Below are 23,223 nucleotides of genomic sequence, written 5' to 3'. Positions count from 1 at the left end.
TGCGTGTCAATCGCTTGCGAAGACTAAGGCGCGCACCGATTTGTCACTTCACGCAAGACAGTAGCCTGATCGACTTTTCTTACTTTCCACAGGAGTAGAGAGGCAATGAGAAAGCTAGCTGCAACGAAGCGGGACCAGCGTGTGTTTTCCAAATTCCTTGGCGCCTCGGCGCTGGCGCTAGCACTGGCGCCGGTGGGATTCGCCGATGCGCAAACCGTGGTGCCGTCAAATGCCAGACCGATGTGCGCAGTATCGGCAGCAACCTTCGCTAGCTGGTTCGTCAGCGGCAGGCCAAGCCTGAACGGTGCGGTCAATCCGGCAAACAGCATCACGTTTCCGAATCAGAACGACTGCAACTTCTATAACTGGAGTGCGCAGATGTTCCTCTGGCTCAGCTCTTCAGCCTCAGGACCGTACGGCTCGAATGGTTTCGTATTCACGTCGCCGATTTTCTATAACGTCTCCGGCAAAAATGCGCAGGGTCGGCGCACCTACACGCAAAATCAACCGGATAATCCGCTTCCTCTGCTTGCCGTGCGCAATGCCCAGACCGGTCCGCATGACTTGCAGCTTGTTATAGATAAGCAGGGACATCTGTTTGAAGTGCTGCCAGCGTTGCAGGCCGAGGACGGCAATTCGCTGGTGCGGAACGCGGCGGGTAATTTAGCCAAGGTCAATCGTATCGAGGCGCAGCCCGGCAAGAAGCCGGAGTTCTTCGATGCAGCTAACAAGGAGATCGTATTACCGAAGACTCCCGTGCTCGACACCACACTGGCTCTGCGCGTCGCGCCGGAACTATTCGAGGTTACCCCGGAGGAAACGAAGAACTTCGTGCAAGCGTTCCAAGCGAACGGCCAGGTGGTATTCGTCGACAGCAACGGCAACGCCATCGAGCCGACCCAGGGCCAGGCCGGCAACCTGTCGGGCGTGCTTCTGGCGCAAGACCGCTCCTTGGTTTACTACGCCACGATGGTCAACGACGTCTACGCCTTCTTTCAGACCGGCACCCAGAATGGCACCTTCCCATCCAACCCGAGCGGCTACAGTTTCTTTCCCACCACGCAGAAACAGCTCGACCCGGTGATCGCCTACGCGGCCTCGAAGAAGTCGCAGTTGCCGGACCGTATTGCGTTGGCGATCGAATTGAAGACCTCGTGGATCGACACCGCCGGCCTACCCGCGCTGGGATTGAGGGCAAGCGACTTCATCACCGTCAAGACCACGGTACCCGACTACAACCGGAACAATCCGGTGCTATGGATCCCTACCGGCCGGACCAGGCCGGTCACCTTGGCCATGGTGGGCATGCATGTGGTCGGCAGTGTCGCGGGACATCCGGAAATGGTCTGGGCGACCTTCGAGCACACGAACAATACGCCGAGCTCCGGTTACACATACACCAATACCCAGGGCGGAATTTCCACGGTGCAGCAAGGCCGCGCCGGCAAGTGGGTGTTCGCCTCACCCACCGCGACGACCTACAACGTCCAGATGGCTAACTACCTGGCCGCACCAAATATCCAGGCGGCCCAAGGCCAGACGATCAAGCCTAGCGACACCATGCTGCTGAAGGCTTGGGGTACTGGCTCGGACTCGCCGAACTTCATCCTGGAAAATACCGAGGTCATTTCGTCCGACAGCAGTGTGCTCACCAATCTCGCCAAAGGTGACGTGCGGGCCAACTACATCATGACCGGGGCGACGTGGACTATCCGCGGGCAGACGGTGCAACCCAACAATCAGATCGGCACCAACCTGCTCAACAACACGACCATGGAGACTTACGATCAGGGCATCAACAGCCAAAGCAACGGCTCGAACTGCTTTAGCTGCCACTCCAACGCTTCACCGGCTCCCGGACAGCCGGCCGGACAGCCGGCCAATACCGCAGTGAGCCATATTTTCACCTCACTGATCCCGCTGTTTCCCAAGTCGAACTAGCCGTACGGCCCCGCGGCGCCGCTGGCGCCGCGGGGCATCGTCAATACCGGACCCGTATTTGGGCCGACCGCATGCATCACATGTTGGGATTGGCACATGTCGACAGTGTGGCAACACATCGAAGTGCGCGTTACGGGTACGGTACAGGGCGTAGGGTTTCGCCCGACGGTGTATCGGCTGGCTCTCGACTGCCGTCTAGACGGCGAAGTCCTGAACGACAGCGACGGTGTGCTGATCCGGCTGGCCGGCACGCCGCACGATGTCAGCGATTTTCTTCACCGGCTACCTGGCGAAGCTCCGCCGCTGGCGAAGATCGATTCCATCGCCGCGACCGAATGTGCAGCCGCCCGCGAATATCACGGCTTTCGCATCACCAGTTCACGCCACGCTGCGGGCCGAACCGAAGTGGCCGCTGATGCCGCCGTCTGCCAGAGCTGTCTTAGCGAGATCAGCGATCCGCAGCAGCGGCGTTATCTCTATCCTTTTACCAATTGCACCCATTGCGGACCGCGACTATCCATCGTAGGCGGCATTCCCTACGATCGCGCGACGACGACGATGGCCGCTTTCGCGATGTGCCCCCAGTGCGCTCGGGAATACGGCGATCCCCTGGACCGGCGCTTTCATGCGCAACCGATCGCTTGTCACGCATGCGGCCCGACGCTGACGCTCCACGAGCATGGCACGCCGCTTCAGTTCGGCGCAGACGGCGATGCGAGTGAGACGATGGCACGCCAGCTTGAGTACCTGTGCCGTGCACTTGCCGCCGGCAAGATCGTGGCATTGAAGGGCCTGGGCGGCTTCCATTTGTGCTGCGATGCCACCAGTCACGAGGCGGTCGCCACGCTACGCCGGCGCAAGGCGCGCGAAGCCAAACCGTTCGCACTCATGGCGGCGGACCTGACCGAGGTTCGCCGCTATTGCGAGCTTTCACCGCTTGAAGAGCAACTGCTCGGCAGCCCCGCCGCGCCCATCGTTCTGCTTGAGGCGCGTAACGAACCCGCCCCCCACACTCCGACGCTCGCGGAGGCCATTGCGCCGGATAGCCGCCTGCTCGGCTTCATGCTGCCCTACACGCCGTTGCACTACCTGCTGTGCCGCAAGTTCGGCCGACCATTGGTGATGACGAGCGGAAACCCCTCCGGCGAACCGCAAGTGATCGACAATGCCGAAGCCTTGCTCAAACTGGCCAGCATCGCCGACCTGATCGCGACCCACAATCGCGACATCGCCAACCGCATTGACGATTCGGTGGTGCGTGTCGTCGCCGGCCAGCCTCGCCTACTACGGCGCGCGCGCGGCTATGCACCGCGCTCGATCACGTTGCCGGCGGGTTTCGAGCAAGCCGACAGCATCCTGGCTTACGGCAGCGAGCTCAAGTCCACGTTCTGCCTGGTGAAGCAAGGCGCAGCCATCCTGTCGCAACACCAAGGCGACCTGGAAGAGGTCAACACCTACGAAGACTACGAGCACAATCTCAGCCTGTATCACCGATTATTCGAGTTCACGCCGCGCCATCACGCCTTTGACCTGCACCCCGAATACCTGAGCAGCAAGCTGGCACGCCGCGAGTCCCCTGATTCTGCCATCGCCATTCAGCACCATCACGCGCACATTGCCTGCGCCATGGCGGAAAACAGCTTGGCTAGAACGCATCGCCCGGTGCTTGGCATCGCATTCGATGGACTGGGCATGGGCGACGACGGCAGCCTGTGGGGCGGCGAATTTCTTTTAGCCGACTACGCGGGCTACCGCCGCCTGGCCTGCCTGAAGCCGGTGGCCATGCTGGGCGGCGGACAGGCCGCCCGGCAACCGTGGCGCAACACCCTCGCCCAGCTTCTGGCCTGCATGGAGTGGGAGGATTTCGCCGCACGCTACGGTGATACGGAAATTGGCCGGGTACTGCTGGCTAAACCCATACCGACATTGCGTGCCATGTTGCGCGAACGCGTGAGCTGCCCATTAGCGAGTTCCGCCGGCCGCCTGTTCGACGCCGTAGCCGGCGCGCTTGGCCTGCACACCGAGCAGACGCAGTTCGAAGGACAGGCTGCGATTGCGCTCGAAATGCTGGTCGACCATGCCGCGATGCAAACCTGTCTCGCTGTCGGCATGGAACGCCATGGCGATGACTACCGCCTGGATATCGTGCCCGACGTTGCGCCGCTGGTGCTCGACCCAGGCAGCATCTGGCCGCGGCTTTGCGACGATCTGCTGCATGGCGTGCAACCCGCTGTCATCGCCGCACGCTTCCATGCGGGATTGATCCTGAGCATGGTCGACATGGCCGAGCATTTGCGGCGCGACTATGGCTTCGATGACGTGGTGCTCTCTGGCGGCTGCATGCAGAACGCATTGCTGCTCGGGAGCTTGATCGACGCGTTTACTGCCCGTGGCCTGCGCTGTCTGACCCATACGCTCGTACCGGCCAACGATGGCGGCGTAGCCCTTGGCCAAGCCGTGGTCGCCGCCGCACGTGTTGCCGGGCAACCGTCAGCCGCCGCGTCGAGGCCCCATCCTCATGCGTAACCCAAAAAGGAAAGGCATATGTGCCTAGGCATACCCGGAAAAATCGTCGCCATCAGCGATGCCGTTCAATTGCTCGGCATCGTCGACGTGGGCGGCATACAGCGCTCCGTGGATTTAAGCTGCGTCGCCCAGGATTTCGCGTCGCTTGATTCGCTGATCGGCCACTGGGTGCTGGTCCACGTAGGCTTCGCCATGAGCGTCATCGACGAAGCCGAAGCCCAGGCTACCCTCGCGGTCCTGACTGAACTGGGTCAAGTCCAAGAGGAGCTGATAGCCATGCAGGAAGGCCAGTCATGAGCACCGCGCAGAACGACGAGCAGTTGCAGGCGCTATATCCGTTTCTTAGCGCAAAAAAAACCGATGCCGCCGCGATGGATCAGGCTCTGTTGATTTCGGTGCAACAAAAAATCGCCCAGCACCTGGATATCGTCGGGCGATTCTTTTCGACGCACGACGAGGCAGTGCTCGGGTGCGCGCGCACAGTCGCCGACGTTTATCGAAGACAGGGCCGGCTGTTCACGATGGGCAACGGTGGCTCTAGCTCGGATGCCTCGCATATTGCGGTCGAGTTTCTGCATCCCGTGACGACCGGTCGTCCCGCGCTTCCAGCCATCGACCTAAGCTGCGACAAGACCGTCATGAGCGCGATCGCCAACGACGTCGGCTACCAGCACGTCTACGCGCGCCAGGTCGCGAGCCTGGTGCGCAAGGAAGACGCGCTGATCGGCGTTTCGACCAGTGGCAATTCGGCCAACTTGCTGCGCGCATTTATCCAGGCAAAGAAAATCGGCGCCACCACCATCGGTCTATGCGGCGGCGATGGCGGCGAAATGGCCAAGGCCGGACTGGACCACTGCCTGGTGGTCGACTCCGACAGCATCCACCGCGTGCAGGAGTGCCACGTCGCCATCTACCACGTGCTGTGGGATTTGGTACACACGCTGCTGGCCGACGAGCGCGGATTTTCGGGCTGTAAAACCCAGGAACAAACAGGGGCCGACCATGAAATATGTGGATGAATACCGCGATCCGACGAAAGCCGACAAGCTAATCAAGGAAATCACACGACTCGCAGACACTCTCGCCGAGCAACGCGGCCGCCCGGTAAATGTGATGGAAGTGTGCGGCGGCCACACTCATTCGATCTTTCGCTACGGCATCGAGAACATGCTGCCGCAGAGTGTGGAGCTGATCCACGGACCGGGTTGCCCGGTATGCGTGCTGCCCATAGGGCGGGTCGACGATTGCGTGGCGATCGCCGAAGACGAGAAGGCCATCATGACCACCTTCGGCGACGCCATGCGCGTCCCAGGATCGAAGCGCAGCCTGCTGCAAGCGAAGTCACTGGGCGCCGATGTGCGCATGGTCTATTCACCACTGGACGCACTCAAAATCGCACGCGCCAATCCGGACAAGGAAATAGTGTTCTTCGGACTCGGCTTCGAAACCACCATGCCTAGCACGGCGTTGACCGTACTCAAGGCGGAGGCAGCGGGAATCCGCAATTTCTCGCTCTTTTGCAACCACATCACCATCATTCCGACCATCAAGGCAGTGCTCGACTCGGAAGACTTCCAAGTCGACGGCTTTCTCGGCCCTGGTCATGTCAGCATGGTTATCGGCACCCGGCCTTATGACTTCATCGCCGAGCACTACCGGCGCCCCGTCGTGATATCGGGCTTCGAGCCGCTGGACATACTGCAATCGCTGTGGATGGTTCTGAAGCAACTCGATGCGGGGCATCCGTACATCGAGAACCAGTACAGCCGCGTCGTCCCGGAGGACGGCAACCACGCGGCACTGCAGGCGATCAGCCGTGTCTTCGAGCTTCGCCCGTTCTTCGAATGGCGCGGTCTTGGCTCGATCGACCATTCCGGCGTTCAGCTCAATGCGCGCTATGCCGCCTACGACGCGGAACGAAAATTTGCCGTGCCCGCCGTCGCCATCGCAGATCCCAAAGCCTGCCAATGCGGTGAAGTGCTCAAAGGCATAATCAAGCCCTGGCAGTGCAAGGTCTACGGCAAGGCCTGCACCCCGCAGACACCGATGGGCGCACTGATGGTATCCAGCGAAGGTGCGTGCGCCGCTTACTACCAGTATGGCGGTGGTCCGCACCAAGCCAGCCACGATGATTTGGTGGGAGAGAACGCCGCATGAACACCAGGCAAGAAAACACTTCGGCGGCATTGGCCGATAACGCCCCGGAAGATACCCGCATCCGGCGCAGCAAGCTGGCCACACCGCTCATCACGCTGGCGCACGGCGGCGGCGGTAAAGCGATGCGCGAGCTGATCGATGACGTCTTCATCGACGCTTTCAGCAACCCGACACTCAACACGCTGGAGGATCAGGCGCGCGTTCCGTTGGCCGAGCTGGCGCGGCACGGCGACCGCCTCGCCATGACGACCGATTCCTACGTCGTCGATCCGATCTTTTTCCCCGGCGGCGACATCGGCAAGCTGGCCATCTGCGGCACGGTGAACGACCTGGCGGTCGGCGGTGCCACACCGCTATACCTGACCTGCGCGGTAATCATTGAGGAAGGCATGCCGGTGGAAACGCTGCGTCGCATTGTCAGCTCCATGGCCGAGACAGCCAGGGCGGCCGGCGTCAGCATCGTCACCGGCGACACCAAAGTCGTCGGGCGTGGTAGCTGCGACAAAATATTCATCAACACAGCCGGGATCGGCGTGATTCGCCAGGACTATCAGCTCGGTGCAAACCGGGCACGCCCTGGCGACCGCATCCTGGTCAACGGCTATCTGGGCGACCACGGCGCCGCCGTCCTGAATGCGCGCGGCGACATGCACCTCACCAGCCCAATTCAGAGCGATTGCGCCGCACTGCACGGCTTGATTTTCGCGTTGCTCGCGGCTGCGCCGGGAACACGCTTCATGCGCGACGCCACGCGCGGCGGCATTGCGTCGGTCTTGAACGAAATCGCCGAAGCCTCGGCCTGCGGCATCGAAATTAGCGAGGCGGCCACACCATTACGAGAGGAGGTCAAGGGATTCTGCGAGATTCTCGGCCTCGACCCGCTCTACCTGGCCAACGAAGGCAAATTGGTCGCCGTGGTGCCGGAGGCCGAAGCCGAAGCCGCGCTGCAAGCCATGCGTGCACACCCGCTTGGGCAGGAAGCGGCCGACATCGGCGCGGTGCTCGCCAACGGTCGGGCCGGGCGCGTGTACATGCAGACCGTCCTCGGCGGCAGGCGCATCGTCGACATGCTGATTGGCGAACAACTGCCACGGATCTGCTGAACGTATTTTCTCAATCTCCGTCGAGGCTCTTCATGCACACCTTCTCATCCAAGCAGTACACCCCGGCAGAAGACCTGCTGATCCGTATCGTCGACCGCGACGAGGTATTGACGCTCGACTATCAGGAGGCCACACGCCGCCATCAACGCTCGCTTTGGTGGGGCACCGCCGTCGGCTATCGCGCGATGCAAGTCGCGGCTATCGCGCTTTCCGAAGACAGCCTGTGGCGGCGCGACAACCTGGTGGTCGTCAGTGGCCATCCCGGACCCGGTGTACTCGATTCACTGAATTACGTGACGCTTTGCGCCGACCGCGGCACGCTGACCGTGATGCAGAACGACCATTGCACCAATCGCTGCAATAGCGAGATGAAATTCGAGTGGTGGGTCAGCGACGGCGACCGGACCGCCCACGTCATGCTCGACGAAAATTTCGTTCCGCCCGAGTTTTATGCACTGATCGACCGCCGCGTGTACAGCGAAACCCGCGACGACGACGACAAGCTCTTCGAGCTGTACAAGGTGAACCTGTCTTCGCGAATCTGGGTGGCACCGCTCGACAAAAGCTTCTCGGTCGAGTTGCTGCCGCCAATGGCGCGAGGCGAACTGCCTGCTGGTCATGCCTGGGTCAAGGAGCCTGCATGACGGAAAAGCCATTCCCCGGCGCAACGGACATCCCGCAGGACAGCACCCCGGCGCGGACTCTGGCGCTGGCACGCGTGGTTGAGCCGCCGCCCGTTTACGACGGCGATATGTTTCAGCGTTATCCCGGCATGAAGCTCGGGCGCCTGCCCGATGTCGACTTTTTCGCCGAGAAACTATGCGACCTGGCTGCGCAAATACTGGCAGAAAGCGTGACGACCGACGCATGGGTGCTGACCGCGCCGGCCTATTACCGCCTCCCCTCGGCTGCCAACCTGCTGGCAGAGCGCATGCAAACCATGCTGCGCAGTCGAGGCATCGCATTGCCGCTCGTGGCATTGCGATTGTCGTCCGAACAGATTGCCGTGCGCAGCCTGGAGGAGTTTCGGCTGTCTTACGATTACGGCCGCAATCCGCTGGCGCAACGTGTTATCGAGCGGCAGCGCCTGCACGACACGGCACCTCCCGACCCAAACTGGCTCCGCTTCGCCAAGCGCAACGTCATCGTCGTCAACGATATCCATGTAACCGGCACGCAGCAGCGCTTCATGCAACGCTCACTGGCGGCGGCCGGCGCAAGTGAGTGTCATTGGCTGTATATCTTCCACATCGACGGCGAACTGGCACGCACCTGCCCTGAAATCGAGCACCGCATCAACAACAGTACCCTGGCTGATCTCGATAGCTATGCGGCCATACTGTCCGATGCGGCGACACGCCACACAGCGCGCTGCCTGTCGCGACTGTTCAATGAAGAGCCCGACAATTTCCGCTACCTGGTCGCCACGCTGCAGCCGGAAGCACGCGAACGGGTCTACCGCCTGGCGAAGGACGAGGGGCGCTACGACACGCCCTTGTTCGGCGAAAAAATGCGGCTGCTGAGTGGTAGCGACTAGAGAGGCCCATCCAATCATGTACGGCATCGATTATCGTATCCCCCAGGTCGACCTGGCAGAGGTCCGCAAGCCGCACTACCAGATTCCGCTTGACCGCGATTCCCGGCTGTTTAGCGAGGAAATCGTCGACGTGCGCGACTACGGCCTCAGCTTCCTGTCCTGGCATGCCATCGACGACGGCAGTAATGCGCCTTATGGCAAGCCGATCGCGGGCAGCAGGATCGACGGCTGGCTGCGCAGGACTTTCGCCGAGAAGCTCGCGCGCGCCGACCGAATGCTTGCCGCTTACGATGCGCAATTGCTGATACTCGACGCCTACCGTTCGATCGAATGCCAGCATGGCCTGTGGGAATACTTTTGGGAGCTTGGACGCCAGGCGAACCCCGCAGCGAGCGACGAAGAGCTGCGGCAATATGCGTCGCGCTATCTGCGCGACCCGCGCGCCTTTGACCGCAACGACGCGCGCACCTTCCCCATCCACAGCACCGGTGCATCCATCGACGTCGTGCTGCGCAGCCGCTCGAAAGGGCATTGGCTCGATATGGGCTCGCGCTTCGACGAATACACCGAGGTCAGCGTCACCGATTATTTCGAACGCCAACTGCTGCAGGGTGCGATCAGCCAGGACGACCACCGGCTGTGGAACCGGCGCCTGTTGCATTGGGCACTATCGAGCGAAGACATCACCAACGACCCGCTGCTGTATTGGCACCACGACTGGGGTAACCAGATCTGGATCAAAATCAAGCGAGCGGTCTACGGCGGTGCACTGGAGGCGGCATGGTATGGCTACGTCGACGCTCCCCCCCTGCCCCAGGCCACACCCCGTACTGAAGGAGCAAGCACCGTATGAATCTTAAGACGCCTGGGGAAGAGAGCCTGGATACGGCCGGTGCATTGAGTGCCGCGATGATGCGTGAGATGCGTGCGCGCAATCGCGCAAACCTGGCTGCCGCGGCGGCACAGACCGACCCGCTGGCACGACTCGAGGGTGGTTTGGCCGTGCATTGCCGAGTCGATCTTGCGAGCCGCACGGTGCTGGAAAGTGCGTCGATGGCCAACTTGTTCAAGGGATACGAGGCGCTGTTGCCAGGACGCGACTTGGGCAAGGTCGGCCTGATTAGCGCGACCGCCTCGGGTATTTGCGGCGGAGTGCACGCCACGGCCTCGGCGCTATGCCTGGAAATGGCGCTTGGTCTGACGCCGCCGCCCTTGGGCATCGTCTTGCGCAATCTGCTTTTGAGCTGCCAATACCTCAACGACAGTTGCCTGCATCTGTTCGTGCTGGCCGGACCGGACTATTCGCGCCAGGCATTCGAGAGCACCAATCCTGAAATCTGGAGCCGTGCGGTGAAGGCACCGTGCCGCCGCGCGCAGCAGCACGGCTACACACGTGTCGGCGATCTCATGGCTGCACTCGATAAAGGCGAAGGTGCGCTGTACAAGGAAGCGCTGCAAATGGCCGCACGCGCACGCCAGGCTTACACGTTGCTGGGCGGCAAATACCCGCACTCGGAGTCGATCGTCCCCGGCGGCGTGGCACTCCCCGCCGACGCGGCCAAGCTGGCCGAATTCAGCGCCGTATTGCAGCCATTTGCCGCCTATAGCCAAAAGACCGCAGCCGTCTGGGACGACGTGTTCGACTTCCTGCTGGAGGCCGAACCACGCTATGCCGAACTCGGGCGGGCGCCCGCCTCGATGCTTGACTTTGGTCAATGGGATCATCCTGATTACTACGATGGCAGCTATGCACGCTGCGACATGTGGGGCGCGCGGCGCTGGTCCACGCCCGGTGCGTTGATCGACGGTCAGTTAGCCTGCACCGCGTTAAGCCTGCTCAATGCCGGCATGGAAGAGCATCTGGACTACTCCTATCAGCAACGCGCTGCGCAATCGCGCGCCATGATCGGCACCGACCCCAACGGCAACCCCATCTCCCGCTTCCATCCATGGAACAAAAGGACCGAACCGGCCAAGGCGCACAATCCCCACGCCTATAGCTGGGGCTCTAGCCTTGCCTGGCGCGGCCATAATTTCGAGGTCGGCGCCTACGCGCGGCTCTACTTGAGCGCAGCGGCGCAGGCCTTGCCGCCCAGCAAGTACGTGGCGGCCGACGGCACCGGACTCGATTTCAGCTTGCCGGATGAACAAGCGAACGAAATCAGATTGCGCTGGAACATCCCCGCTCTATGGAACGCATTCGAGCGCAACCGCGCCCGTGCGTACTCCCTCGCGTTCAATGTCGGCGTCACGCGCGAGAATATCGCGTTGGCCAAGGCGGCCATTGCCTCAGGCGCCACCCAAACGCGTGTATCGCTCGACAACGTGCCGACTGGAAAGCGCCTTGGCGTCGGCTTGTGGGGCGCCAGCCGCGGCTTCCTTGCGCATTGGGCCGTGCTGGATGAGCAGGTGATCGACAACTACCAGATCGCCATCCCCTCACGCATCAATGTCGGAACGCGCATGCCGGATCGCACGCCAGGGCCGCTCGAGCAAGCCTTGTGCAATACACGCATTATTGAAAGCCGCTACAACGATGCGAATGATTTCGTCGGCATCGATATCCGGCGTGTCGTTCAAAGCTTCGATCCATGCATGGATTGCACGGTTTACATTCTGATCGGTGATGGCGCGACGGTGCTGGAACGAACCGTCGATACGCGCGCGCGCTGATGAATTTACCGGCATCTCTAAACAATGCCTGTCGCAAGCCGCCTGATGGCTGGTTATTCCATGTCTCTTTCCGCACCACTAAAAGAGTTTCGCTAAGTACTAGCCAGACTCATACAAGACCCGAGCATCACATAACAGCGGCTTTTTCATGCCGGCACACCAAATACGGACGAAAGAATTTGCGAGGCGCCATCGCGTTCAGCGAATGATTGAAATCACAGCGCTGAAACTACGCAGCGCCTATGTATAGGTAGGGTTTCGCGCCTCCGTGGCGTTGTTATTCAAGTGAGCACAATGCCGTCCTCACTATCAGCCACGGGACCATGAAATGATTATTTCAGAAAGATCCGTAGTGAAATTGTCCGTAGTGAAATTGAAAATCACTTTTGCCCTGCTTGCACTTTCCGGTATCGGAACTGCATACGCGCAAGCATCCGATTCGTCCGCCAAGGACTACTCATATCGCCACGGCGTGTCCCTTCCCGCGAAGGTGGACGTCATCAAATATCGCCAGAGTCATGGCGGCTTGAGCGCGATCACTGCGGCTGCCAGGACCGCGGCGGCAAGTGCCAGCACGACTACGCTGAGTTACGGCGGCGGCGATGCCAACGGTAACGGCGTCACCAGCGGCAAGCCTCTCGTATACCTTGTGGTCTACGGCAGCCAATGGGGCACGTTGTCCACCGACGCCACTACCGGCCTGATTTCTCTGAGCAAAGACACGAATGGCGTAGCGCCCTACTTGCAGAAATTCTTCAAAGGTCTGGGCACCGGGGGTGAGCTGTGGTCCGGCACCATGACCCAGTACTGCGATGGCCCGAATGTTTCTCAAGGGGCTACGTCATGCCCGTCCAATGCCAACTTCGTTGGCTATCCCACCGATGGTGCCTATGCCGGCATCTGGTACGACAACTCGGCCGCGGCACCGAGCAATGCCACAAGTGACGATCTTGCCAATGAGGCCATCGCCGCCGCCAAGCATTTTGGCAACAACACCCCGGCATCCAACCGCTACGTGCAATACGTCATCGTGTCGCCCACGGGCACCCATCCCGATGGTTTCAACACGGCCAGCTCGAATTTTTGCGCCTGGCACAGCGCAACCAGTGACGCCACGCTGGGTGCCATCGCCTACACCAATATGCCTTACGTGAACGACATTGACGCTGGTGGGCAGTACACGTGCGGCGAATCGTCAGTCAATGCCAAAGCAGGCACGCTCGACGGGTTCTCGATTACCGCAGGTCACGAATACGCTGAAACCATTACCGACCAGTACTTCAGCGGTGGCGGGCTGGGCTGGACTGTGGGCGGCAATAGTTCAACCGAAAACGGCGATCTTTGCGGCCTGGGTTCGGGCGGCGCCGTGAAGAATATGGCAGATGACCAAGGCAATTTCGCCGTCCAGGGCACCTGGTCCAACGACACCGCCCAATGCGAATTCGTCCACCCGATCGTCAATGGCGGCGGCGGCGGCAATGCCACTTTCAGCAATAACTCATCACAGCAGATTGACGACAATGTCACGGTGAATAGCTCGATCGCTGTCACCGGCAAGAGCGGCAATGCTTCTTCAACGCTCAAGGTACACGTAAGCATCACCCACAACTGGTCGGGTGACTTGGGCATTACGCTGATCGCACCGGATGGAACCACCACCGTGTTGCAAAGCCCCGATTACAATGACGACGGCAATATCGATCAGACCTATACGGTGGATGCCTCATCCTCCGTAGCCAATGGCGCATGGCAGCTACAGGTTGTGGATAACGACTCCGGCTATACCGGCGATAGCGGCACATTGAATTCGTGGAGCCTGACTTTCTGATAGCAAGCGCGGTGCGCAAGGACGCGCGCCGACCAGCGATATCGTCATCTGCGGCTGCATGACCCGTCGACGACGCAGCGAGAATGCCGGTCCAACCCAACGGCTACATATAACCAACCTTCGGCCGTCCAAGATATCAGCGCGCCCTTTCGTTGACCGCAAGCTTGAACTCGCGACTGAAATTTCGCATTCGGACGGCCACCGTAGGCATCGGCCTACATCATTACGAGGCGTTGGCTGATAGTGCACCCGCGATAAGTGCCTCAAAGTACTTGCGCCCAGTGAGTCAGACCGGCCGTGGATGCCAAGACCGATGATCTGGGCGGCCCCCAAGCAGTGAGTCGTGCACCGATTCATTGCTGGCCCTGGAGAGATCCAGGGCCTTTTTTATGAAACCTCGTGGATACCTTGACTCACCACGCGAACCCAATCGCAGGCCGCAAGATCATTTCCATTCAATCGGGGAAAGTCTATGTCGAGTAAACACATGGGTGCGCTATTAACAGCGCTCTTACTGACTGCCTGCCAAAACCCACATAACGCGGTGCTGCCCACTGACGTCACTGAGTTCGACCAGAACACCAAAGACCAGTTGCAGAAGCTCACGTCAGATGAGCGGACCATGGTGGAGCGCTATACGACCCGCCATTTAGGCGGCGCATTTGGCGACCCGATTCCAGAAGGCACGACATTCGCGAAGGCCATCGAGGAGCAGAAGATCTTCGAAGCCAGACAAGCCAAGCAAACCAAGCAATAGACTGCTATTCCGCCTATTCCTTGGAACGGCCGATCACCATAGATGTTTGAGAACCCATGCGCGGCCACCCTGTCGAGTTCAGGGAATGGACCATGGCGTAGCCGAGTATGACTTTACCTTCGTCTGATAAACCTATCGTGGATAACGGGCCCAAAAGTTACGGCCCATCCAACAATCACCACCCCAATGATGAACATTGCTTCCCACGGTTCCATACGCCCCCCGACGTGATTTCTTGTCCGCCGATAGTGCGGTCTATCACAGCCCGGTGCAATACGTAGAATTCCTAGGGCTCGGATGCTGCATAACAGCAGTTTCATGATGGTGGCGCCAGGGAGGTTGCGTGCCGCCCCCTAAATCAGTGCCCATATGCAAAGAGCCCGCATAGCTGCGAGCCCTTTAGCTTTTCTGGCATAGCACTTACAAGGCAACTCACAACGTAGCGGTCGAACCCCCAATCATGCGCAGCTCTTTCGGCAATGCAAAGGTGATGTTCTCCGCTTCACCGTCCAGCTCCCGCACTTCACCCGCACCCCACGATTGCAGGCGGGCGATCACGTCGCGCACGAGTTTTTCGGGAGCGGACGCGCCGGCGGTCAGGCCGATACGGGTTACGCCGTCCAGCCAACTGCGTTCGATATGTTCGGCGCCATCGATCAGATAGGCGCGTACGCCCTGTTTCTCGCCCAGTTCGCGCAGACGATTGGAATTGGAGCTGTTGACCGAGCCGACCACCAGCATCAGGTCTACCGCATCGGCGAGGCGACGTACGGCGTCTTGACGGTTTTGGGTGGCGTAGCAGATGTCGTCTTTGCGCGGGCCTTCGACGTCGGGAAACTTCTCGCGCAAGGCGGCGATGATGGCTTTGGTGTCATCGACTGAAAGTGTGGTCTGGGTGACGTAGGAGAGCTGATGCGGGAACTTGGGCGTAAGCGCGGTCACGCATTCGATCGACTCGACCAACAGGATCTCGCCCGCATTGGCCGCGTTCCACTGCCCCATGGTGCCTTCCACTTCGGGATGACCGGCATGGCCGATCAACACCACGCTGCGCCCGATACGACCAAGCCGCGCCACTTCCATATGCACCTTGGTGACTAGCGGACAGGTGGCGTCGAAGACATTGAGCCGGCGTTTGTCGGCTTCTTCGCGTACGGCCTTGGAAACGCCATGGGCGCTAAAGATCACGGTGGCGCCATCGGGGACTTCATCGAGCTCTTCCACGAATACGGCGCCGTCGGCACGCAGCTTTTCGACCACGTAGCGGTTGTGCACCACTTCGTGCCGCACATAGATGGGCGCACCGTAGGATTCGAGCGCGCGCTCGACGATAGCGATGGCGCGGTCTACGCCGGCGCAGAATCCACGGGGATTGGCGAGCAGGATGTCCACTAAGGCTCCAGGCTGAAAAGCTCTAAACGCGCGAATTATCGCATGCGGGCGTTTAAATGAAGGTTATGCGGCAAGAGCTGCCCTCTCCCAGCCTCCCCCTGCTGGCAGGGGGAGGAGCAGAAGCTAGGGCTTTGGGGTGGATTTGCCGGCGAATAGTCCAAATAGGATCAACATCACGGCGCCCACGCTGATGGCGCAATCGGCCACGTTGAAGATCGGGTAGCTCCATGCGTCGTAGTAATGCACGTGGATGAAGTCGGTGACCCTGCCTGCATGCAGGCGATCGATCACGTTGCCTGCCGCGCCCCCCACCACCATGGCTAGCGGCAAGGCGGTACGCCAATCGTGACGCGAAGTGCGAGCCAGCCATACCACCAGCACAGCACAGATCACCAGCGCCAACAGCACGAAGAACCAACGCTGCCAGCCGGCACTATCGGCGAGAAAGCTGAAAGCTGCGCCGGTATTGAAGGCCAACGTCCAGTTCAACCAGCCGGGAATCACCGCATGCGGCAGACCAGTGGGCTGCAGCGCATCCAGTGCCCAGATTTTGCTGAGCTGGTCGAGTGCTATGACTACGGCCGATAGCCATAGCCAGGGCAGTGCGTTGGGTTTGATGGTCATGGCGGAACTCTATGTTGAATACGTTTGCTCCCTCCCCTGCCAGGGGAGGGTTGGGGTGAGGTTCTTGCCTGGCGCTACGGCAAGGGCGTCACCCCTCCCAACCTCCCCCTGCTCACAGGGGGAGGGGTTTTATGGCTAGAACCAGTGGCGTGATTCGCCTGGGCCTTCGACGTTGCTCACGCAACGGCCGCACAGCTCGGGATGCTCGGCATGGCTGCCCACATCATCGCGACGGTGCCAGCAGCGCACACATTTAGTGGCATTGCTGACGGTGGCCGTGACCCAGACCTTGGCGTCGTCCAGCTCGGCGAGTGCTGCATCGCCGGGTTGCCCGCCGGCGGCCTGCAGGCGCAATTCAGAGGTAATAAAGAAGAAGCGCAGCTCATCCGCCGCCGGTGCATAACGCGCGGCGATGGCCGGATCGGCATGAATCGTCACATCCGCCTCAAGTGCCGCACCGATCTGATCGGCCTTGCGCATACCTTCGAGTACGCGCGAAGCGGCGTCGCGAATGGCGAGCAAATCGGACCAGTAGCGCCGCTGTTCCGGCGAACCCTGGGTCGCGGCCAAACCGTCGTACCAGGTCTCGAACAGCACGCTGTCCTCACGCTGGCCCGGCATATGGCGCCAGATTTCTTCAGCGGTAAAACTCAACACCGGCGCCAGCCAGCGCACCAGCGCTTCGAGGATGCGGTACATCGCGCTCTGCGCACTGCGCCGACCGATGCTGTCGGTCGGCATGGTGTAGAGGCGGTCTTTGGTGATGTCGAGATACAGGGCACCCAGCTCGTTGGTGCAGAAGTTCTGCACGCGCTGCACGATCTCGGGGAAGTCGTAACGGTCATAGGCCGCCTTCACCGTCGTCTGCACATCGTAGGCTTGCTGTATGGCCCACTGATCGAGCGGCAGGCTGTCTTCTACCTTGAGCAGATGCTTTGCCGGATCGAATCCGTCGAGATTACCGAGCAAGAAACGCGCGGTATTGCGGATACGCCGATAAGTATCGGCCACGCGCTTGAGGATTTCTTCCGACAACGACATCTCGTTGCGGTAGTCGGTGGACGCCACCCATAGACGCAGGATGTCGGCGCCCATGCGATTCATGATGTCTTGCGGCTCGATGCCATTGCCGAGCGACTTGGACATCTTGCGGCCCTGCGCATCCACGGTGAAGCCGTGGGTGAGTAGCTGCTTGTACGGCGGCTGGCCGTCGAGCATGCACGCGGTCAGCAACGAGGAATGAAACCAGCCGCGATGCTGGTCCGAGCCTTCCAGATAAAGATCGGCCGGGAAGCGCAGCACATCGGCGTGCGAACCGCGCAACACATGCCAGTGGGTGGTACCGGAATCGAACCACACGTCGAGCGTGTCGCGATTTTTCTCGTACTGATCGGCCTCATCGCCCAGCAGCTCGCGCGGGTCCAGGCTCTGCCAGGCCTCGATACCGCCCTGCTCCACGCGCTCGGCCACTTGATCGAGCAACTCGGCTGCACGCGGATGCAGTGCACCGGTTTCCCGATGCACGAAGAAGGCCATGGGCACACCCCATTGCCGCTGGCGCGACAACGTCCAGTCGGGACGCTCGGCAATCATGCTGTGCAGGCGCTGCTTGCCCCAGGCCGGGAAGAACTGGGTTGCCTCGATACCTTCGAGTGCTGTTTCACGCAGGGTCTTGCCGCCGCCATGAGGCACGATGTCCATACCGGCGAACCATTGCGAGGTCGCGCGATAGATGATCGGCGTCTTGTGCCGCCAGCAATGCATATAGCTGTGGGTGTACTTGTTGTGATGCAGCAGCGAGCCTGCCTGCTCCAGCGCCTCGACGATCTTGGGATTGGCCTTCCAAATGAACTGGCCACCGAACAACGGCAGCGACGTTGCATAGACACCATTGCCCATCACCGGATTGATGATGTCGGCATCGGGCATGCCGTGCGCTTTGCAAGAGACGAAATCCTCCACGCCATAGGCCGGCGAGGAGTGCACCACGCCGGTGCCGGTATCCAACGTCACGTAGTCGCCGAAATACACGGGTGCGGTGCGCGCGTAGCCCGGATCCACCGCGTAGAGCGGATGGCGGAAGCGCAGCTCGCCCAAGGCTTCGCCGGGCACCGATGCCACGATGTGGCCCTCGGCGCTATAGGTTTTCAAGCATTCCTCGACCCGCTCGGTAGCCAGGATCAACAGGCCGCGCGTGGTATCGACCAGGCTGTAGCTGAATTCGGGGTGCAGATTCAGTGCCTGGTTGGCGGGGATGGTCCAGGGCGTGGTGGTCCAGATCACGATCTGGCCTGTCGGCTTGGGCAGCGTGGCGAGGCCGAAAGCCTTGGCTACGGCCGCCGGGTCGTCGAAGGCAAAGCCGACGTCGATGGTGATATCGGTCTTGTCCTCGTACTCCACTTCGGCTTCGGCCAAGGCCGAGCCACAGTCGAAGCACCAGTTGACCGGCTTGAGGCCGCGATAGATGTAGCCCTTGCGCAAGATCTCGGCGAGCGCGCGAATCTCGCCGGCCTCGTTCGCGTAATTCATGGTGAGGTAGGGGCGATCCCATTCACCGAGCACGCCGAGACGCTTGAAGTCTTCCCGCTGCTTATCGATCTGCGCGCTGGCGTAGGCGCGTGCCTTGCTCTGCACTTCGCTGGCTGACAAGCCTTTGCCGAATTGTTTTTCGATCTGGATCTCGATCGGCATGCCGTGGCAATCCCAGCCCGGCACATACGGCGCATGAAAGCCGGCCAGTAACTTGGACTTGACCACGACGTCTTTGAGAATCTTGTTGATCGCATGACCCAGGTGAATCACGCCGTTGGCATACGGCGGGCCGTCATGCAGCACGAACATCGGCCGACCCGCGGTCTTGGCCTGAATCTGCGCATAGCGCCCCACGCGCTCCCACTCGGCCAGCCAATCGGGCTCGCGCTTGGGTAGGTCGCCGCGCATCGGGAATTCCGTCTGCGGCAGATTGATGGTGCTTTTGTAATCCTGGGTCATTGCTTAGGTGCCATCGGGTTATTCAGCAGCGGACAGTGCAGGACTGTCTGCCTTGATTAGGTATTGCGCGCCGGGATATCACCGGCTTACGCATCGAGCAGACGCGGATTCATACCGAGCAGCTCGCGCGCCATGCGGTCGTCGCGATGCATTTGCGCGGTAAGCGCGTCCAATCCATCAAACTTCTGTTCGTCGCGCAGCTTGGCGACAAACTCCACCGCCATGCGCTGACCGTAAAGATCGCCATCGAAGTCGAACAGGTGTACTTCCAGCAAAGGCTCGCTGACCTCATTCACGGTCGGCCGCACGCCCAGGCTCGCTACACCCGGCCAGCTACATTCGCACTCGCCCAGCCCCACACGCACCGCAAAAATGCCATGGACCGGACTGACGCGCTCACGCAGATGAATATTCGCGGTGGGGTAGCCCAGCGTACGACCGAGCTGGTTGCCGTACTCCACCTTCCCCTCCATCACAAAAGGCCTACCAAGCAGCGGCGCAGCACCGGTGAATTCGCCGGCAGCGAGCAACATGCGCACACGGGTCGCCGAAACGCGGGCGCCATCCAGTGATACCGGCGGCATCGTTCGGGCGGTGAAACCCAGCGTTTGTCCCATCTGTTCAAGCAAGGCGACATCGCCGCCGCGCTTATGGCCAAAACGGAAATCACCGCCAACCCATACTTCGCGAGCAGCCAATCGCTCACACAGTACCTTTTGCACGAAGGCTTCCGCCGGCATCGCGGTCAACCCGGCATTGAAGCGAAGCAGCAACGTATGCTCCATACCGGCGGCGGCAAAACCCAAAAGCTTATCGCGCACACTGGACAACCGCGGCACCGGCTCGCTGGAAAAATAAGCGCGCGGCAACGGCTCGAAGCTCACCACCACCGGCGTACAGCCGATGGCCTGCGCCCGCTCGCGCACCTGCGCCAACAGCGCCTGGTGCCCGCGATGCAGGCCATCGAAGGCACCAATGGCCACTACGCTACCGCCGGGGGCCAGACAGGGGCCCGCGACATCCCTGGAAAGTCTCATCATCGCGCGAGTATAACGGTTGGATCGCCGATCTTATCCGGCCAGAAGTTATCTAGCCTGGCCTTATCTGGCTTAGCCTTACCCGGCATGGCGTCGGCGAGTACGGCCATCACACGCCACGTAATTCGCGCAGACGAAAACCTGTCGCGAACAAGGTTGCCAAATAAGCACCGCCGCCAGCGGCAACCAGTACCCCCAACCGCCAGACCCGAGTCCACTTGGGCACCTCGGTCCAATCTGGCCAACACCATAGGCCCAGCAGCAAGACCACGATCATCGCCGCGCAAGCCAAGGCCAGGCGCAGCATGTGCCGCGCCCAGCCCGGCTGGCGCTGATACACGCCAGCCCGCTTCAGCCAGCGCCAAAGCAAGCCAAGATTGATGTAGCTGGCCAAGGCGCTGGCCATGCCCAGCGCCATATGCAGGCCCGGCACTTGCGACAGGCCATGCAACCACGGGCCTTGCTTCAAGTTCGCCGGTGCCCAGAGCCAAAACAGCAAGGCAAGAAAAATTACGTTCAACACCATGTTCGCAATCAGCGAGGCCACGCCGGCACGCACTGGCGTGCGGGTGTCTTGCCGTGCATAGAACGCCGGCAACACTACCTTGACCAGTGCGAACGCCGGCAAGCCGAAACTCAATGCCGAGATCGACAGCGTCGCCATATGCGTATCGAATGGCGTGAACTGGCCATGCTGAAACAACGTCGCCACTAACGGCCCCGCCAATAGCATCAAGCCGAACATCGCCGGCACCGCAATCAACAAAGTGGTGCGCAAGCCCCAATCGAGCGCCATCGAAAAACCGGCACGATCGGTAGCGACATGATGACGCGACAGCGACGGCAGAATCACCGTACCCAAGGCGACGCCGAACACGCCAAGCGGCAGTTCCAAAAAGCGATCCGCCTGGGACAGCCAGCTTTGCGAGCCAGCGATCAGCAGCGAGGCGATGACTGTATCCAATAGCAGATTGATCTGCGCCACGGATGAGCCGAACAAGGTCGGCACCATCAGCTTCATGATCCGGCGCACTTCGGGCTGGCTCCAGCCCCAGCGCGGCAAGGTCAACAGATCGAGCTGGCGCAGCGCAGGCAACTGAAACAGCAACTGCAACACGCCGGCAATCAGAATCGCCCAACCCATCGCCATGATCGGCGTATGCAGTCGCGGCGCCAGCCACAAGGCAGCCGCGATCATGCATAGGTTGAGGATGACCGGGGTCAGTGCCGGCAAGCCGAAACGATGAAAGCTGTTGAGCGCGCCACCCGAGAGCGCCGTCAACGAAACGAACAGCAAAAACGGAAACGTAAGCCGCAATAGATTCACCGTGAGATCGAACTTCTCCGGCTCATCGATTGCGCCCGGCGAAAACAGCGTGGTGACCTGCGGTGCAAAGATCAGCCCGAGCGCAGTAACCAGCAGCAGCACACCGCCCAGGGTGCCGGACACACGGGACATCAGATTCTTCAGCTCGGCGTGGCTGCGTTTTTCCTTGACCTCGGTGAACACTGGCACGAAGGCGGTGGAAAACGAGCCCTCGGCAAATAACCTGCGCATGAAGTTGGGAATACGAAACGCCACCCAAAACGCATCGGTGGCCGCATTGGCGCCGAAAGCCGCATTGATCGACATATCCCGGACCAGACCGAGTACACGCGAAATCATGGTCATGCTGCTAAACGAAAGCAGCCCTCGGAACATGCTGGGGGACTTCATGCTTTATGCCGCTTTTGCCGGTGATAGGGGGTTAAAAATCAAGCATCGCAAAAAGCAGCGCAGGCGAAGCCGGCTCTCGCGAGCGGCGTAGTTTGACAGCCGTAAGAGCCTGTTCAAAGCCTCCCCGTGGCCCGCGCCGGGAGCTGTTTGCACGCAGGACAAGGAAGAACGATGGAGTGTACGTCAGTACACGACTGAGTGATAACGCGGTCCTGCGCGCAAACAGACCCGGCCCGAAGGGTTGAGCTGCTGTGGCCGCCACGCGCCAGCACGCGGCTTGACCTGACGGCCAGTCAGGCGCTGCGCCACGCGCTACCACGTGGCGGCCACAGCAACTCAACGCGGGCTACGGGGAGGCTTTGAACAGGCTCTTAGGCCTATATGACAGCTCTGATATGGCAATAGAGCGGCATTCGCCCATGCAGCGTATACTGGCGTGACATTCGGCTTAGAATCCTGCGATTCGCGGCTAAGCTGTTGACGTGACGGCGCATTAGCCGCATAATTACCGCCTTTTTCCAACCCTAGCGATTTCGGAGTTCTACCTTGGCCAACATCAAGTCCGCGAAGAAGCGTGCGCGCCAGTCTGAGCAGCGCCGCCTGCGCAACGTCAGCGCCCGTTCCATGGTGCGCACCGCCCTCAAGAAGGTCGTCAAAGCCATTGAGGTCAAGGACAAGGCCGCTGCCGTTGAAGCCTTTGCCGTCGCTCAGCCGATCATGGATCGCTACGCCGCCCGCGGCCTGATCCACAAGAACAAGGCTGCTCGCCATAAGAGCCGCCTCAACGCGAAGATCCGCGAACTGGCGTAAGCCAGCTAGTACGCGATTCGGGTTGACAGAAAGGCCGGCTATTGCCGGCTTTTTTTGTTGCCCAACAGAAAAGGCCGGCCGGCAAAGCCGGCCTTTCTTATGCCCGGCACTCACCCCGGACAAACCGGCG

Annotated in this window: 18 protein-coding genes; 13 read left to right on the top strand and 5 right to left on the bottom strand. The window is 60.7% G+C overall.

Annotation, left to right across the window (positions count from 1 at the left end; all coding sequences use genetic code 11):
• Positions 1-141 precede the first annotated feature (141 nt).
• The 12 genes from DVJ77_RS20070 (at position 142) to DVJ77_RS20015 (ending at position 14,522) form a co-directional block, all read left to right on the top strand.
• Complete coding sequence (locus DVJ77_RS20070) at positions 142-1,941, top strand: hypothetical protein (protein WP_114847314.1); 1,800 nt, start codon at positions 142-144, stop codon at positions 1,939-1,941.
• 96 nt (positions 1,942-2,037) lie between these two features.
• On the top strand, positions 2,038-4,467 hold the full coding sequence (gene hypF, locus DVJ77_RS20065; protein WP_114847313.1) for a carbamoyltransferase HypF: 2,430 nt from the start codon (positions 2,038-2,040) through the stop codon (positions 4,465-4,467).
• An 18-nt stretch (positions 4,468-4,485) separates the two neighbouring features.
• Complete coding sequence (locus tag DVJ77_RS20060; RefSeq protein ID WP_114847312.1) at positions 4,486-4,764, top strand: HypC/HybG/HupF family hydrogenase formation chaperone; 279 nt, start codon at positions 4,486-4,488, stop codon at positions 4,762-4,764.
• Positions 4,761-5,486 (top strand): D-sedoheptulose-7-phosphate isomerase, encoded by a 726-nt coding sequence (locus tag DVJ77_RS20055; RefSeq protein WP_114847311.1) that lies wholly within the window; start codon positions 4,761-4,763, stop codon positions 5,484-5,486. The genes DVJ77_RS20060 and DVJ77_RS20055 overlap by 4 nt, the downstream gene beginning before the upstream one ends.
• The gene (hypD, locus tag DVJ77_RS20050; RefSeq protein WP_263853837.1) at positions 5,479-6,624 is read left to right on the top strand and encodes a hydrogenase formation protein HypD; all 1,146 of its coding nucleotides are present in this window, start codon (positions 5,479-5,481) and stop codon (positions 6,622-6,624) included. The genes DVJ77_RS20055 and hypD overlap by 8 nt, the downstream gene beginning before the upstream one ends.
• Positions 6,621-7,727 carry a hydrogenase expression/formation protein HypE gene (gene hypE / locus DVJ77_RS20045; protein WP_114847309.1) on the top strand — a complete coding sequence of 369 codons (1,107 nt, stop codon included), beginning with the start codon at positions 6,621-6,623 and terminating at the stop codon, positions 7,725-7,727. Before hypD ends, hypE begins: the two co-directional genes overlap by 4 nt.
• 32 nt (positions 7,728-7,759) lie before the next feature.
• Positions 7,760-8,371: a hypothetical protein gene (locus DVJ77_RS20040; RefSeq protein ID WP_114847308.1), complete on the top strand. Its 612-nt coding sequence runs from the start codon at positions 7,760-7,762 to the stop codon at positions 8,369-8,371.
• Positions 8,368-9,264: a phosphoribosyltransferase family protein gene (locus DVJ77_RS20035; protein ID WP_114847307.1), complete on the top strand. Its 897-nt coding sequence runs from the start codon at positions 8,368-8,370 to the stop codon at positions 9,262-9,264. The genes DVJ77_RS20040 and DVJ77_RS20035 overlap by 4 nt, the downstream gene beginning before the upstream one ends.
• A 16-nt stretch (positions 9,265-9,280) precedes the next feature.
• Positions 9,281-10,117, top strand: a complete 837-nt coding sequence (locus DVJ77_RS20030) for a M15 family metallopeptidase (RefSeq protein WP_114847306.1) — start codon at positions 9,281-9,283, stop codon at positions 10,115-10,117.
• Complete coding sequence (locus tag DVJ77_RS20025; protein WP_114847305.1) at positions 10,114-11,937, top strand: nickel-dependent hydrogenase large subunit; 1,824 nt, start codon at positions 10,114-10,116, stop codon at positions 11,935-11,937. The genes DVJ77_RS20030 and DVJ77_RS20025 overlap by 4 nt, the downstream gene beginning before the upstream one ends.
• Positions 11,938-12,289: 352 nt before the next feature.
• Positions 12,290-13,765 (top strand): proprotein convertase P-domain-containing protein, encoded by a 1,476-nt coding sequence (locus DVJ77_RS20020; RefSeq protein ID WP_162791607.1) that lies wholly within the window; start codon positions 12,290-12,292, stop codon positions 13,763-13,765.
• Positions 13,766-14,252: 487 nt separating this feature from the next.
• Positions 14,253-14,522 (top strand): hypothetical protein, encoded by a 270-nt coding sequence (locus tag DVJ77_RS20015; RefSeq protein WP_162791606.1) that lies wholly within the window; start codon positions 14,253-14,255, stop codon positions 14,520-14,522.
• Positions 14,523-14,954: 432 nt separating this feature from the next.
• On the opposite strand, the gene ispH is transcribed toward DVJ77_RS20015, so the two are convergent.
• The 5 genes from ispH to murJ form a co-directional block, all read right to left on the bottom strand.
• Positions 14,955-15,914 (bottom strand): 4-hydroxy-3-methylbut-2-enyl diphosphate reductase, encoded by a 960-nt coding sequence (ispH, locus tag DVJ77_RS20010; RefSeq protein ID WP_114847302.1) that lies wholly within the window; start codon positions 15,912-15,914, stop codon positions 14,955-14,957.
• A gap of 123 nt (positions 15,915-16,037) precedes the next feature.
• Entirely contained in the window at positions 16,038-16,538 is a 501-nt protein-coding gene (gene lspA, locus DVJ77_RS20005; protein ID WP_114847301.1) for a signal peptidase II, read from the bottom strand.
• Positions 16,539-16,673: 135 nt separating this feature from the next.
• Complete coding sequence (gene ileS / locus DVJ77_RS20000; RefSeq protein WP_114847300.1) at positions 16,674-19,529, bottom strand: isoleucine--tRNA ligase; 2,856 nt, start codon at positions 19,527-19,529, stop codon at positions 16,674-16,676.
• 86 nt (positions 19,530-19,615) lie between these two features.
• Entirely contained in the window at positions 19,616-20,569 is a 954-nt protein-coding gene (locus DVJ77_RS19995; protein WP_114847299.1) for a bifunctional riboflavin kinase/FAD synthetase, read from the bottom strand.
• 106 nt (positions 20,570-20,675) lie between these two features.
• The gene (gene murJ / locus DVJ77_RS19990) at positions 20,676-22,283 is read right to left on the bottom strand and encodes a murein biosynthesis integral membrane protein MurJ (RefSeq protein WP_114847298.1); all 1,608 of its coding nucleotides are present in this window, start codon (positions 22,281-22,283) and stop codon (positions 20,676-20,678) included.
• Between the two features lie 546 nt (positions 22,284-22,829).
• Between murJ and rpsT the strand changes: the two genes are divergently transcribed.
• Positions 22,830-23,093: a 30S ribosomal protein S20 gene (rpsT, locus tag DVJ77_RS19985; protein WP_114847297.1), complete on the top strand. Its 264-nt coding sequence runs from the start codon at positions 22,830-22,832 to the stop codon at positions 23,091-23,093.
• The last annotated feature ends 130 nt before the right edge of the window (positions 23,094-23,223 follow it).

Origin of the sequence: Dyella tabacisoli (assembly GCF_003350925.1) — a bacterium.
In the GTDB taxonomy this organism is placed as follows: Bacteria; Pseudomonadota; Gammaproteobacteria; order Xanthomonadales; family Rhodanobacteraceae; genus Dyella_C; species Dyella_C tabacisoli.
The sequence above is the reverse complement of the archived record's forward strand: the minus strand, read 5'-3'. Positions and strand labels throughout refer to the sequence as shown.

Excerpts from the sequence above, each read along its gene's own strand:
- DVJ77_RS20035 (WP_114847307.1), top strand. The coding sequence starts at position 8,368 with ATGACGGAAAAGCCATTCCCCGGCGCAACGGACATCCCGCAGGACAGC.
- hypE (WP_114847309.1), top strand. The coding sequence starts at position 6,621 with ATGAACACCAGGCAAGAAAACACTTCGGCGGCATTGGCCGATAACGCC.
- DVJ77_RS20015 (WP_162791606.1), top strand. The coding sequence starts at position 14,253 with ATGGGTGCGCTATTAACAGCGCTCTTACTGACTGCCTGCCAAAACCCA.
- DVJ77_RS19995 (WP_114847299.1), bottom strand. The coding sequence starts at position 20,569 with ATGATGAGACTTTCCAGGGATGTCGCGGGCCCCTGTCTGGCCCCCGGC.
- DVJ77_RS20060 (WP_114847312.1), top strand. The coding sequence starts at position 4,486 with ATGTGCCTAGGCATACCCGGAAAAATCGTCGCCATCAGCGATGCCGTT.
- murJ (WP_114847298.1), bottom strand. The coding sequence starts at position 22,283 with ATGAAGTCCCCCAGCATGTTCCGAGGGCTGCTTTCGTTTAGCAGCATG.
- DVJ77_RS20055 (WP_114847311.1), top strand. The coding sequence starts at position 4,761 with ATGAGCACCGCGCAGAACGACGAGCAGTTGCAGGCGCTATATCCGTTT.
- DVJ77_RS20030 (WP_114847306.1), top strand. The coding sequence starts at position 9,281 with ATGTACGGCATCGATTATCGTATCCCCCAGGTCGACCTGGCAGAGGTC.
- ileS (WP_114847300.1), bottom strand. The coding sequence starts at position 19,529 with ATGACCCAGGATTACAAAAGCACCATCAATCTGCCGCAGACGGAATTC.
- DVJ77_RS20025 (WP_114847305.1), top strand. The coding sequence starts at position 10,114 with ATGAATCTTAAGACGCCTGGGGAAGAGAGCCTGGATACGGCCGGTGCA.
- DVJ77_RS20040 (WP_114847308.1), top strand. The coding sequence starts at position 7,760 with ATGCACACCTTCTCATCCAAGCAGTACACCCCGGCAGAAGACCTGCTG.
- lspA (WP_114847301.1), bottom strand. The coding sequence starts at position 16,538 with ATGACCATCAAACCCAACGCACTGCCCTGGCTATGGCTATCGGCCGTA.
- hypF (WP_114847313.1), top strand. The coding sequence starts at position 2,038 with ATGTCGACAGTGTGGCAACACATCGAAGTGCGCGTTACGGGTACGGTA.